Source organism: Agrobacterium tumefaciens (assembly GCA_025559845.1).
Taxonomy (GTDB): Bacteria; Pseudomonadota; Alphaproteobacteria; order Rhizobiales; family Rhizobiaceae; genus Agrobacterium.
Genome location: CP048469.1, coordinates 1,454,380 through 1,467,712, shown reverse-complemented (window position 1 = coordinate 1,467,712; position 13,333 = coordinate 1,454,380). Strand labels below are relative to the sequence as shown.

Genomic DNA, 13,333 nt, shown 5'->3' with positions numbered 1-13,333 from the left:
TTGGGGTCAGGCCATCAGGCCATTTCAGCCGTCAGGCCGGGATTTCAGGTCTTGTCGGGAAAGGATGTGTAGATCGTTCGCACACCTTCAAGAATGCTTGTCCGCTCTTCGTCGCTCCATTGGTGGAAGCCAAAAAATTCGGTGACACAGAAGCCGCACAAGGCTAGGTAAGCCATCAGCGCCGCCTTGGGTTTCGGGCCTTTGCTGATTGCGTCAAGGTCGGTCTGGGTCCACTCGCGCATCTGCTGCTGGATCTTTTCTTCCGATGACATCGAGGCGCTGATGGCAATGGCAACAGCCCGCTCCACATCATCCACCACACGCTCGGCCGCGGTAATGCGGCCGTAAAGCTCGGGGTGAGGGGTGTCCTTCGCCGCAGCCACCAGCTCCGCCTGACGCTCCAGTTCCTGGTGCATCCGGCGGTCGATCAAGGCTTCCAGCAGGGCGCTCTTGGACTTGTGGTCGTAGACGACGGTGGACTTGCTGACACCAGCCTCCTGCGCCACGGCATCGATGGAAAGCCCGGCAGCACCCAGCTTCACCACCACCCGCTCGGCAGCATCCAGAATGTCATCCTTCATGATCTTGCGAATACGGCCCACGTCACTCTCCAAATCAGAACACACCCCGTTCTAAACGAAATCATCAGGCATGTTCCATCTGTTCGCACTTTCGCATCTTCCACAGACAAACCAAAACACGGATCACCCGGAATCGCTCAAGTCGCGAGATTATTTACGAACGATCGTATTTAAATGCAATAAAAAACGACCGTTCGTATAAAAATAATGGTTTTGGGGTGGGGGGATGTGTTCGCAGTGTTGTGGTGATGAGAGTTGTTTGAGTGCGACAGAGAACGGTGCTTTGGGCTTGGAGGAACATACCCAGAGTGCGTGCTGATTAGATGAGGCTTTTAGCGGTGAGACAGACCGATAGGCATTCCAGACTGGTTCGTAGTGAGCAGACGAAACACGAGGTTCCGTTCCATCTGTGGGGTTGAACGGTAATTCTGGAGCTGTCCAGCATATAGTGATTGCATATTATCGGTTGAACGCCAAAGTTGATCTTCAACCAGTCAGCCAGCGATTCTGGTACTCTTAATGTCTCTCATGCAGTAGAAGAACTTTGTAGGTCCTGCTTGTTACAACGAATTAAGATTTGGATGATGTCTCGGCACTGGTTCTGGTCATCCAGAGACTATTTCAGCCGTTCGATATTCCGCTTCGAAGCCGCTATCTATAAGCGAATTGATGCTGCTGGAAGAGCCAAGTCAGATCTTCTGATACTGCGAAAAGTTTTCTGGCTAAGTACGTCAGGTCTGTTTTGGTTGCTGGTATCTCTGGCTGTTCTCTACCTCTTGGAGGAAGTCCTATGTAGAGGGCTTGAGATTTTAAAGCCGATACCTTCTTCTGAATTAGATTATTATTTGGATCAGCTTAGGCTATACGCCCAGATTCTCGCGTCCATATTCTCAATATATTTCGCTACCATTGGGATCATACTCAGTTCTGGTCACTCGAAACTTAGAAGGGATATTGTCTGGCTTTTGACATCGGAGCAGGTCGGGAGCAACTACTCTAAATCCCTAGTCTTTTCCGCGTCGTTTTGCGTCGCAGCTACTGCGTTACCGATGCTGGGTCTCGATCCGGGATACCTAGTTTACTGTGCAGCCACTATCTTAACCTTAGCAACATCGTTGACGTTGTTCCCTCTTGGGCAGCGCCTTTTTAATTTCTTTGATTTGAATCCGCTTATTCGAAGTGAGATACTGCCGCGTATATCTAAACACATAGCCGCCGCGTCGAACCCTAGGATCTCGAAGTCACTTGCTAATCATCACTCCCTGCAGGCCAGGCGCTTGTTTGAGCAGATGACTTACATCGATGACCGCATCACGTCAGACGTTAGCGGGTGGGATGCCTCCCTACCAAACCTCACCGAAGACTACACTGAGCTCCTTATTCACTACTTGGAGAAGAAGCCGCAGATCGATCCAAAAAGCTACTGGTTCCCTCGCAGGCAGCGCCATAGGCAATGGTTCTACGCTGGGGACACTGTCACTACTATGGCGCTTTGCACAAGTAGTCAGCTCACACCGGAGGAAGAAGCTGATCTCGATTGGTTGGAGAAAGAGATCATAGGCCGTCTAAAGAACCACGTTGAGCTCGCTGTTGAGGCCCGGAAGTATAATTTAGCTCTGAAGTTACTGGGACGGCTGTCTTCGCGTATCGCGGTTTACGCGAAAGGTTTTCACTTCGAAATTGGAATGAACGAAATCAAGGAGCTTCGCAACATAATCGAGCGGAGTCTTTTGGATACCTCTTCCGCGAGCCTTTCGAATAGGAAATCACTGATCTATCTGTGCGACACTTGGGCAGCATTGGGTGGCTCTCTATGCCTAGAATCGATGAGGCGTATGCTCACTTTTGAGCAGGAACTTGTTGATTTTTTCGAAGCAAATGAATGGACGACGGATACGACGCGGCAACTACCGGCGTTCTTACAAGCCGAAGTCTCCTTCATAAGCCGCAGGATCAAATTCGAAATAGACGTCGAAGGACAGCGACTTTCTCAACCAAAGTACCTTAAGCAGTTGGTTGTCCAACGACTTCTAAGGACATACTCGAAGATCCTGCCAGAAGCTTCCGAATTTCATCAAAAGGAAGTTCCCGACTTCGCCAGAGGTCTGATCAAGTCAGGATTGATAGAAGAAGCGACGCAAGTGCTTCTTGCAAATCTTCATTCCTATTGGAAGTTTCCGCAATGGCTGGAGCAGATATCTGGCCTCCTGAATCGGTATACTGAATACGAACATTACTCAGAAGAGCAATATAAGCTGGAGCGACCGGATGTGTTGGCTATGGCGTCCTCTTACGCCACCGCCAAAGATGAAGTTACTGCCTTGCTCTCTGGTCCGGAAATCGTGCAGCATCTGATGAGCTATTCGCACGACGACGATCTTCCTGATCAGTTCGGACATGCTTACTATACATTAGCTGAAGAATGCATCCTTGCATTGCAGGAAAATAATGCGGAAAATCTTAAGCGATTAGTGCAGGTGTTCATTCCGCTCGCTATTCTTGCCGCTGACCACAAATTTGTTCAGCCAGATTCAACTATTTCTACAGAGTTCCGTCTCCACCTAATATCGACAGTATTGCAGGATCTTGCATCTGTGGTGGGTTACTCCATCATCTATAGTGAGTACTACGGAAATCCCGATCTTCAATTGATAAGCAGGACGTGCTTTCGGCACTACGTCAGTCGAGTGGCGGACAAGAAAGCCTACCTAACGAGAATGCTACGTCTATCTGACACAAATAGTTTCAGCTGGGGCGCGTCGCCACGGAACATTATCAGAATTGAGTGGCGTATGGCCTTTGAGCGTCAGGCTAGACAAGATGGCTACTTCGATAGAATGGGCTTTGAACGTGGTAGGGCGCATACAAGCGACATCATCAATGAATTCTTGAGCTTCCACTCAGAGGCATCTGATCTGTTTTTTGCGCTAGAGGTACTTCCTGCCCTAGGAAAAGTGGATTTTAAGATCGACTGGAGAATCACTCACTTGGCTAAGAAGTTGAGCCGAAAGACAAATGGTGAGGGGGAAGCAGAATGAAGTTTGTTAGATCGATGCCGATCCAAACCCAATTCTACCATCAGGAGATGAACTGGTTAGAGGAGCTGATCTTTGGTCGTAGCAGGCGCGACAAAGGCCTAAATCGACATCTGTTCACACAAGACTTTGTCAATCTATTCCACCACCGCATGCATGGTTCAGCGAGCCCGCTTAAACTTGAGACAAGTAACAACGACCTTGCAGATCGTCTGCTGGCCAACATCGCTACCCGTCATCGCGGAGGACAAACTGAACGTCTTGTAGAGCTAGTTGAAGACATCGCTCAATTGATGATGTTTCACGGGAAGGCGTTGTACTTCATTAGGGATCACGATGCAGATGACGCTTTTGATCTAATATCTCTTGGGTCAGAGCGAGTGTTCAGTCTTTACAAATCCTTTGTGCAGTACGTGCCTAGCAGGGTCGAGCGCCAAGAGGATGGAGCAGAGCGCAAGCTGGAACGTGAACTTCGATTACTGGACAGGCGGAGAATCTTGCTCTTTAAATGGCCAACGGCAATCCGCCGGATGATATCAGCTCAGAACAAGATCTTTGGAACGCTAGACAGGTACGACGGCTCTCTTGCCTTGGCATTACAGCCTCAAGCAACCCATGAGAATCCGAACCCTCACACTTATTTCAACTTTACTCAATGGCGCGAGGCACATGACATGGCTTTCTACCGAGCCACGCGTGCGACGGGTTGGAACGGTAGAAAGTATGACTCGGAGAAGCGATCGGATTTCTTCGATTGCCATCGTCTTATCAGGTTCCGACGTGTCCAGGTGATTTTCAGGGACTCCATCCTTAAGCAGTTAAGCCGAGAACTGACTAGGATTGGGAAAGTCTATGGAGGTTCATTCTCACTCAGTATAGAAGCTTCCGAGGAGATTGTATCCATCAATCAACTGAATGAACTGGAGGGTAGGCTGCGTAATGAGCAGGTCGGCTTTAAGGAAGTTATCGATTTCTGTTATCAATGCTGACCACGACTACCGCACCACCGGCACCTCAAGCCCGGATTTCACCCGGTCCATTGCCACGAAGGTTTTGAAGCGTTTGACGTTGTTGTTTCCGAAGAACAGTTCGCGGGTCAGGGTTTCGTAGCGGGCCATGTCGCTGACCACGAGGACGAGGACGAAGTCGGCTTCGCCGGTGACGTAGTAGCATTGCTGGATTTCGGGTGTGCTGGCGAATTGCTGCTTGGCGGCTTCGATCTGGGCGGCGGTTTCGCTGATGACTTCGACTTCCACGAAAATGGTGATCGGCTGGCCCAGCGCGTCGGGGTCGACCACGGCGACGTTGGCCTTGATGACGCCCATGTCGGTCATGCGCTTGATGCGGCGCTGCACGGCGGGCGCGGAGAGGTTTACGGCTTCGCCGATCGTTCTTTGCGGCGTGAGATTGTCTTTCTGCAGGATCGCCAGAATTTTCAGGTCGAAATCGTCAAGCGGCTGTGAACGGCGCATCGGGCGGCTTTCATGAAACAAAATTGCAAATAAGCGCCCGGATATCAGCGCAAATATCGTCGTGAATGCAATATGTTTTCTTCAACCGAGATTGGAGATGGCGATGTTTCTTCGAAATGAAAACCCTGCTTATGGCGCCGCGCTGGATGTAACGGATGCGGAGACGCTTGGCCGTGCGGCGGCAAGCGAGGTGTCGCGTTTCCTGTCTTACCGGGTGGGCCATGCTGCCACACCGCTGGTTTCACTCCCGGCGCTTGCCGCAAAGCTTGGTGTCGGGGCCATCCATATCAAGGATGAGGGGCATCGTCTGGGCCTCAAGAGTTTCAAGGCGCTGGGCGGTTCCTATGCCGTGATCCGGCTGGTGCTGGAAGAAGCCTCGCGGCGGCTGGGGCGCACGGTCGATATTGCCGAACTGGATAGCGGCGAGGTTCTGGCCATTGCCAAAACCATGACCTTTGCCTGCGCCACGGATGGAAACCACGGCCGTTCGGTTGCCCAGGGCGCGCAACTGGTGGGCGCCAGCGCGGCAATCTTCGTGCATTCCGGTGTCAGCGATGAGCGCGTTGCGGCCATTGCCCGTTTTGGGGCGGAGATGATCCGCGTTGAGGGCAATTACGACGATTCCGTGCGGCACGCCGCCCGCGTTGCCGAAGAGCGCGGCTGGACGATCGTGTCCGATACCTCCTGGCCGGGATACGAGCGGATTCCCGGTCTGGTGATGCAGGGTTACACCGCCATCGTCACCGAGGCGCTTGCCGCGCTTGCTGAACCACCGACCCACATCTTCATCCAGTCCGGCGTCGGCGGCATTGCGGCTGCCGTCGCTGGGCATATGGCGGTGCTGTTTGGCGAGAGGCGGCCGGTGTTCACGGTGGTTGATCCCGCCCGCGCGGCCTGCCTTTGCGCATCCGCCAAGGCGGGGCATGCGGTTGTCATTCCGCATGGCGAACCCACCGTCATGGCCATGCTGGAGTGCTACGAGCCGTCGCTTGTTGCATGGCGCATTCTCTCGCGGGTGGCCGATGCCTTCATGACCGTCGATGAGGAAGACGCCATTGCAGTCATGCGCTCGCTTGCCAGTCCGTTGCCCGGCGATCCCGCCATCGTCTCGGGGGAAAGCGGCGGCGTCGGTCTTGCCGGTCTCATCAAGGCTGCGCAAGATCCTGCCATCAAGGCGGCGCTCGGTCTGAACGATGCGTCCCGCGTGCTGCTGGTCAACACCGAAGGCGCGACCGATCCGTTGCGCTATCAGGAGATTGTCGGCCAGTCGCCGGACACCGTTCTGGCGGAGGAGAAGGCTTGATGAGCGGCATATCCATTGATCGCCAGAGGCTGCTTGGCCGGTTGAGACAGCTTGGCGATATCGGCCGGGATCAGGAAGGGCGCCTCATTCGCCTTGCCGCGTCAGACAGCGAAAAGGCCGGGCGCGACCAGTTCGTCGCCTGGCTGCGCGAGGCCGGTCTTGAGGTAGCCATCGATCGTATCGGCAACATCTTCGGCATATGGCGGCCAGAGGCCGGACATGACGCCCAACCTCTGATGCTGGGCTCGCATATCGATACGGTTATCAATGCCGGTATTTATGATGGCTGCTACGGCGTGCTGGCGGGGCTTGAGGTTATCCAGTCGCTTGCGGAAAACGGCTTTGTGCCTGCCATGCTTGTGGTCGTTGCGGCCTTTACCAATGAGGAAGGCGTTCGTTTCGCGCCTGACATGCTGGGTTCGCTCGTTCATGCCGGCGGTCTCGGCATCGATGAGGCGCTGGCAACCATCGGCACGGATGGCGCAATCCTTGGCGATGAGCTTGCCCGCATCGGTTATGCCGGCCCGCATGAGCCCGGTTTCCTGAAGCCGGAAGTCTATATCGAGTTGCATATCGAGCAGGGGCCGGTCCTGGAGCGCGAGGGTCTGCCGATTGGCGCGGTGGAAAACCTGCAGGGCATTTCCTGGCAGAAGGTCGTTATTGAAGGCGATGCCAACCATGCCGGCACGACGCCGATGTCCATGCGCCGCGATGCCGGACTTGCCGCCGCCCGCGTCATCACCTTTCTGCGGGAGCGGGCCGCCGCTTCCAACACGCCCACGGTTGCCACTGTCGGCACCATGGCCTTTGAGCCGAACGCCATCAATGTCATCCCGTCCAGGGCCACCTTCACGGTCGATCTGCGTGACCCGGATGAGCAGCGCCTGAAGGACGAGGAGGCCGCGCTGGCTGCCTTTCTTCTGCGGCTGCAGCAGGAGGAAGAGGTCAGCATAAGCGTGGAGCGGCTGGCGCGGTTTGAGCCTGTTGTGTTCGACAGCGGCATCGTTTCGCTGATCGAAAAGGCTGTCTCCGGTCGGGGACTTCGCTCGCGGCGCATGACATCCGGGGCAGGGCATGATGCGCAGATGATGGCGCGGATTGCCCCTTCGGCCATGATCTTCGTGCCGAGCGTTGGCGGCATCAGCCACAACCCCAGGGAATTTACCGCAGATGACGATCTTGTCGCCGGTGCCAACGTGCTGCTCGATGTCGTCAGATCACTGACAGATACGCAAAAGGTAAAGCCATGACCGGGATTTCCTCGCTTCACGCCGCCATGAAAGAGTGGCGCCAGCACCTGCATGCCAACCCGGAATTCGGCTTTGAGGAACGGGCGACAGCCGCCTTCGTGGCAGCAAAGCTCAGGGAATTCGGGCTGGATGAAGTGGTGGAGGGTGTCGGCGGTACCGGCGTTATCGGCACGCTGAAACGCGGCACGGGCAACCGCTCCATTGCGCTGCGGGCCGATATGGATGCGCTGCGCATCACCGAACACGCCGACCATGCTTACAGATCGCGCAACCCCGGTGTCATGCATGCCTGCGGGCATGATGGCCACACCGCCATGCTCTTGGGTGCGGCCAGACACCTGGCGGAAGAGGGCGGTTTTGACGGCACCGTACGCTTTCTCTTCCAGCCGGCCGAGGAATGGGGGCGGGGCGCTCTGGCGATGATCAATGACGGGCTGTTTCAGCGGTTTCCCTTCGATGAAATCTACGGCATTCACAACATGCCCGGTCTTCCTGTCGGTCTGCTGCAAACCCGGCCCGGCGCCATCATGTCGGCGGAGGACAATTTCGAAATCACGCTGTCAGGTGTTGGCGGTCATGCGGCCCGTCCGCATTGGGGCAACGAGGTTCTGGTGGCGGCCTGCGCGCTTGTCACCAACCTGCAGACCATCGTGTCGCGCCGCATCGATCCGGCCGATATCGGCGTCGTCTCCGTGACCGAACTGATTACCGATGGCACGCGCAACGCGCTACCCGGTCTGGCGCGCATTCTGGGCGATGCCAGAAGCTTCGACCCGAGCGTCAGCGCGCGCATCGAACAGCAGATGCGCACCATCGCCGAGGGAACGGCGTTGACCTACAATGTCACGGCAGAGGTGGCCTACAGCCGCGAGTTCGTGCCGCTGGTCAACGATGCGGAGCTTGCCGGGGAGGTGCTGTCTCTGGCTGAGGAGCTCTACGGCAGCGAGAATGTCGATATCGCCGACAAACCGATGACCGGTTCGGAAGATTTCGCCCGTTTTCTGGATAAGGTGCCGGGCTGCTTTGTCTTTCTCGGCAACGGCAAAAACTCCGCGCCGCTGCACAATGCCAGCTACGATTTCAACGACGACGGCCTGATCCACGGCGCCAACTTCCATGTCGGCATCGTTGAGCGGCGGTTGAGACGGGGCTGAAAATGGCTTGATCTCCGCAGGCAAAGCCTGTCCAAACGGATGGCGGTGTTTTCAGGGATTTTCCATGCCGACCTTGGTTGAAATCGTTACATATGATCCGGACTGGCCGCGAGATTTCGAACGCGCCGCAGCGCGGTTGCGGGCAATGCTCGGCGGCCGGGTCGTGGCGATTGATCATATCGGCAGCACGGCCATTCCCGGGCTTTCGGCAAAGCCTGTTGTCGATATCGATGTGACCGTGTCAGGCCCCGGTGACATTGCCGATGCGAGCGTGGTGCTTGTCCGGGCCGGGTTCGAGCCGCGTGGCAATCGCCATGCTGATGATATCTGGGCCTTCCTCGACAGAGATTCCTCGCCGCAGCTCAGGGGCTATCTCTGCCCGCCCGAAAACCGGACCCATCAGGCCCGAATGCTGTTTCGAAACCACCTGCGCCAAAATCCGCAGACGGCTGCGGCCTATGCGGCCTTGAAAACCCGGCTTGCTGCCCGTTTTCCCTATGATGGCGACCGTTACACCTCGGAAAAAACCGCCTTCATCGCCGGGATTGTCAGCGGCCTCGAGAACAGTTCCCCATGACGTCCGGTCAGGCAGAGGGGCTGGTCTCGGGCTTCACGGCTTGCAGATGGTCGTCGCGGGCAACGAGGTTGCGGCGGGTGAGCCAGCCATGTCCCCAGTCGCGCAGACCCAGCAGGATCGGGGCGAGTGTTCTGCCTTCTTCGGTGATCGAATAATCGACCCTCGGCGGTATGACCGCGAAGACCTTGCGTTCAACAAGGCCGTCATCTTCCAGCTCGCGAAGCTGCTTGATCAGAAGGCGTTGCGAACAGTCGCCAAGCTCTCTTTTCAGCGCGTTAAAGCGCAGGGTTCCCTTGAGCAGGTGATACAGGATCATGCCTTTCCACTTGCCGCTGATCAGGTTCAGGGCCGCGTACATGGTGCAGCCGGGCACCTCGTCGTAATTCCTGTCCTTGTTCATCATGACCTCGCTGACGGTATACTTTTGGGCACTATATGCATTCGATTACCGTATTTTCATTTCTGCATCCAGTTGCCAATTGCATCTGACCGTTCCCGCCGCTCCCAAGGCCGGGCGCGAAAAGATGCAAGGAGTAAGCAGCATGACGAGAGTTGTACGGTTTCACGAATACGGCGAGCCGGAGGTGCTTCGGATCGACGATATCGAAGTTCCAGCACCAGCACCTGACGAGGTGCAGATTGAAGTGAAGGCCATTGGCCTCAACCGCGCCGAGGTGATGTTTCGCAAAAACGCCTATCTGCAACAGGCCGAATTTCCCTCAAGGCTCGGTTATGAAGCCGCCGGTACGGTGAAGGCGTTTGGCGGGCATGTTTCCGGTTTTGCAGAGGGGGATGCGGTCAGCGTCATCCCCACACTCGATATGGCGCGGTGGGGCACATATGGGGAGGTCATCAACGTTCCGGCCCGGCACGTTGTCAGGCATCCGGAAAATCTGTCCTTCGAACAGGCTGCCGCATCGTGGATGCAATATGTGACGGCATGGGGAGCCTTGATCGAACAGGCGAAATTGTCGGCGGGCGAGTTCGTCATCGTCTCTGCCGCATCGAGCAGCGTCGGCATCGCGGCATTCCAGATTGCCCGCAGCGTTGGCGCTGTCGTGATTGCCACAACGCGGACCAGCGCCAAGGCGCAGGCTCTGCTCGATGCCGGCGCGCATCACGTCATCGCCACGGCGGAAGAGGATCTTCCGGCGCGTGTCAGCGACATCACGGCCGGTAAAGGCGCCCGCGTGGTCTTCGATCCGATTGGCGGCCCCGCCATCGCCGAGCTTGCCGAATGCATGTCCGTTGGCGGCATCCTGCTGGAATATGGCGCCCTCAGCCCTGACGAAGGACCGTTTCCGCAGTTCGCCGTCCTCGGCAAAAGCCTGACGTTGAAGGGTTACCTCTACACGGAGATCGTTTCGGACGATGCGATCCTGATGCGGGCGAAGACCTTCATCAATGAGGGGCTGCGAACCGGAGCGCTGAAGCCGCTGATTTCTCGCAGCTTCGCGTTTGACGATATTCAGGAGGCGACACGTTTTCTGGAAAGCAATGCGCAGATCGGCAAGATCGTCGTTTCGCTGTCGTCCTGACCACGGATCGATTTAACCGCTCTCCCGTCAGCCTCCTGAGGTTGGCGGGAGGACCGCACTATCGCGCTGGCGCCGGTGCGGGTGAGGGGCTGCCGGAAAGCAGCAGCCTGATACCGAGGCCCAGCAGGATGATGCCGGTGAAACGTTCCTGCCAGGCCAGCAATTTTGGCCAACGATGCAGGAATTGGCCGACACTGCCGGAGGCGATCGCCACACCACCCAGAGAAACGATGCCGACCAGTTTCTGTATCGATCCCAGAACCAGCAACTGCAGCCAGACAGGGCCTGCGCCCGGATCGACAAACAGCGGCAGGAAGGTGAACATGAAAAGCAGCGATTTCGGGTTTGTCAGGCTGTTGAGCGTGCCTTCGCGCACGGCCTTCCAACCGGAAACCGGTTTTGCTTTCAGCCGTGCTTCGGACTGTGGCCCAAAGCTCGCCCAGACCATTTTGGCACCAAGGTAGATCAGATATGCCGCACCGGCCCATTGGAGCGCGGTGAGGGCGGACGGATAGGCCGCCACGAGCGATGCCAGACCCAACACCAGCAAACTTACCTGGACAATACCGGCAACGAATATCATGCCGACAACTGTCAGCAATGCGATCTTGCGCCCTTGGCCAACGCCACGTGCGATCACCAGCATCATGTCAGGCCCCGGCGTTATTTCGAGAACGGCGAGTGCTATGAGAAAGGTCAGAAAAGTGGACGCGTCGGGCATTGGCAATCACGGTAGAAGATCGACTTCAGACGTCTTAACACACGCCGTTTTGAAAAGGCAGCATCGGGGATCTTTGTCGCTGAATTGGTCAACAGCGGTGGATGTTTCTGATGTGACCGTTCCCTCGGCTTTTCAAACGCCGCAGGTGGCGCGGTCCACGTAGAGTTGTTTCGACGGTTCGTCGCTATTGCGGATGATGATTGCCCAGATCGTCACGCCGAGACGAAGGGCTGTCTGGAAATGAGGCGCGCTGCACATGCGTTTTTTCGCATCGGCATCAAACCCGGCGGAAATCGGGCCAGACATGAAGAGATATAATATATAGTTTTTGTTCGTGTAACGCGGTGCATCATACGTATATTCAGCTCCTTCCAGAAAGTTCACCTTCGCCAGACCTGCCATATGGGCGTCGATCTGTTCGTCCAGGGTCTGACATTGAGCCGTGTTGATCCGCACCTCCAGAACAGTGTTGTCGTCACGATTGTGGTAACGGCTCAATATGCTGACGCCCCTGTCAAAGAAATCTCTCCGGATGGCCGGGTTGGTGCAGCGTGTGTAGATTTCGCGGAGCTTCGTTTCCTCGGGTTTTCCCTTGTTGCCCGTTGCGCTTATCACAAGCAGAACGGCGTCAGATTCTGCTTTTACCGCTGTAAGTGTCAGCCCAGGTCCCATGTTCATCGGAGGTTTCAGGCTCATATCGGATACGATTTGCATCGCCTGTCTGTGGGCGAGGGAACGTCCTGTCGTTTGCGCGGCGGTAATTCTCCGTTCAAGCGATTTTCGATCCGCTTTTGCTGCCATCGCTTCAACTCTGTTCTTGTTCCAGACCTCACACGAAGACCGCGCCAACGTCACGTTTACGATGGGCTGGTCGTTCTTGTCCCAGTAACGGGTTTCGGCAATTCCGGTCCAATCGAAAACCTCTTCGACCTCCGGTGAGTTACAGGCATCGTGGGTTTCGTAAGCTGTGAGCAGATCGGTATCCGCTTCACCATCGCCGTGAATTTTAATCGTGCGGATAAGGGTTCTGCCTATGACTCTTACGTCGATCAAAGTCCTGTTGTCGTCGATCGGCAAGGGAAGCCTGCCGGCAAAATTCTTGATGATATGCGGTTTGAATGTCTCAAACTGCATTCTCATCGCTTCTTCAGGAGACTGGTGCGGCAATTCATCCATGGCCTGCAGGAAAGGCTTGTACATTGACGGGATGATCAGCGGTCCGCCAACACACAGGGTGAGGCCAAGGGTGAAGAGCCCCGCCGCTTTTATGGGGCCGACACGATCTGGGTTCGGATGGTAAGATGAGGGCGGCAGCAGCAGTTGAAGGTTCAGGTAGGGAATGAACGCGTAAAGCCATCTGTTGCGGGTACCAAACACATCAAGGGACCGCGACGCGGCACAGATACCGGTGATCGCGCCCAGGACCACGATGGCGGCAAAAAATACTGCCACGACGGCAAATGCATAGCCATTCGCCGCTGCGTGAGGCATCAGTTTTCCGAGAAACGACGTTGCTCCCCACAGCAAAAAAATAAGGTTGAGCAACGCGAAATACGCGGCGCGGCCAAGCTTCCACGGGCGTTGTATCAGGGCACCCGCGAACAGGCCTGAAAGCGCCATGATGCCCCATTGCCAGAAGAGCATCGCCAGCATGCTCCATCCCAGCGCAGCCGCGATTGTGTCCATGCTTTTTCTTTCAATT

At 56.0% G+C, this 13,333-nt stretch carries 12 protein-coding genes; 7 read left to right on the top strand and 5 right to left on the bottom strand.

Annotated features, from left to right (window positions below; translation table 11 throughout):
* Positions 1 to 44: 44 nt before the first annotated feature.
* The gene (locus FY156_07440) at positions 45 to 602 is read right to left on the bottom strand and encodes a TetR/AcrR family transcriptional regulator (protein ID UXS01323.1); all 558 of its coding nucleotides are present in this window, start codon (positions 600 to 602) and stop codon (positions 45 to 47) included.
* Between the two features lie 716 nt (positions 603 to 1,318).
* Here FY156_07440 and FY156_07435 point away from each other — a divergent pair.
* Both FY156_07435 and FY156_07430 read left to right on the top strand, forming a co-directional pair.
* A complete protein-coding gene (locus FY156_07435) occupies positions 1,319 to 3,619 on the top strand; it encodes a hypothetical protein (protein UXS03068.1) in 2,301 nt (766 codons plus the stop codon).
* Positions 3,616 to 4,605: a hypothetical protein gene (locus FY156_07430; protein ID UXS01322.1), complete on the top strand. Its 990-nt coding sequence runs from the start codon at positions 3,616 to 3,618 to the stop codon at positions 4,603 to 4,605. Before FY156_07435 ends, FY156_07430 begins: the two co-directional genes overlap by 4 nt.
* Positions 4,606 to 4,611: 6 nt before the next feature.
* Here FY156_07430 and FY156_07425 read toward each other — a convergent pair whose 3' ends face one another.
* Positions 4,612 to 5,088 (bottom strand): Lrp/AsnC family transcriptional regulator, encoded by a 477-nt coding sequence (locus FY156_07425; protein UXS01321.1) that lies wholly within the window; start codon positions 5,086 to 5,088, stop codon positions 4,612 to 4,614.
* 103 nt (positions 5,089 to 5,191) lie between these two features.
* Between FY156_07425 and FY156_07420 the strand changes: the two genes are divergently transcribed.
* From FY156_07420 to FY156_07405, 4 genes are all read left to right on the top strand, one after another.
* The gene (locus FY156_07420; protein ID UXS01320.1) at positions 5,192 to 6,391 is read left to right on the top strand and encodes a diaminopropionate ammonia-lyase; all 1,200 of its coding nucleotides are present in this window, start codon (positions 5,192 to 5,194) and stop codon (positions 6,389 to 6,391) included.
* The gene (locus FY156_07415; GenBank protein ID UXS01319.1) at positions 6,391 to 7,641 is read left to right on the top strand and encodes a Zn-dependent hydrolase; all 1,251 of its coding nucleotides are present in this window, start codon (positions 6,391 to 6,393) and stop codon (positions 7,639 to 7,641) included. The genes FY156_07420 and FY156_07415 overlap by 1 nt, the downstream gene beginning before the upstream one ends.
* Complete coding sequence (locus FY156_07410; GenBank protein UXS01318.1) at positions 7,638 to 8,795, top strand: amidohydrolase; 1,158 nt, start codon at positions 7,638 to 7,640, stop codon at positions 8,793 to 8,795. The genes FY156_07415 and FY156_07410 overlap by 4 nt, the downstream gene beginning before the upstream one ends.
* A gap of 64 nt (positions 8,796 to 8,859) precedes the next feature.
* Complete coding sequence (locus FY156_07405) at positions 8,860 to 9,372, top strand: GrpB family protein (GenBank protein UXS01317.1); 513 nt, start codon at positions 8,860 to 8,862, stop codon at positions 9,370 to 9,372.
* A 7-nt stretch (positions 9,373 to 9,379) separates the two neighbouring features.
* Here FY156_07405 and FY156_07400 read toward each other — a convergent pair whose 3' ends face one another.
* On the bottom strand, positions 9,380 to 9,730 hold the full coding sequence (locus tag FY156_07400; protein ID UXS03067.1) for a helix-turn-helix transcriptional regulator: 351 nt from the start codon (positions 9,728 to 9,730) through the stop codon (positions 9,380 to 9,382).
* Positions 9,731 to 9,914: 184 nt separating this feature from the next.
* Here FY156_07400 and FY156_07395 point away from each other — a divergent pair, with 184 nt between their 5' ends.
* The gene (locus tag FY156_07395) at positions 9,915 to 10,910 is read left to right on the top strand and encodes a zinc-dependent alcohol dehydrogenase family protein (protein ID UXS01316.1); all 996 of its coding nucleotides are present in this window, start codon (positions 9,915 to 9,917) and stop codon (positions 10,908 to 10,910) included.
* A 58-nt stretch (positions 10,911 to 10,968) separates the two neighbouring features.
* On the opposite strand, the gene FY156_07390 is transcribed toward FY156_07395, so the two are convergent.
* Positions 10,969 to 11,631 carry a LysE family translocator gene (locus FY156_07390; GenBank protein UXS01315.1) on the bottom strand — a complete coding sequence of 221 codons (663 nt, stop codon included), beginning with the start codon at positions 11,629 to 11,631 and terminating at the stop codon, positions 10,969 to 10,971.
* A gap of 132 nt (positions 11,632 to 11,763) precedes the next feature.
* The gene (locus FY156_07385; protein UXS01314.1) at positions 11,764 to 13,317 is read right to left on the bottom strand and encodes a hypothetical protein; all 1,554 of its coding nucleotides are present in this window, start codon (positions 13,315 to 13,317) and stop codon (positions 11,764 to 11,766) included.
* Positions 13,318 to 13,333 lie beyond the last annotated feature (16 nt).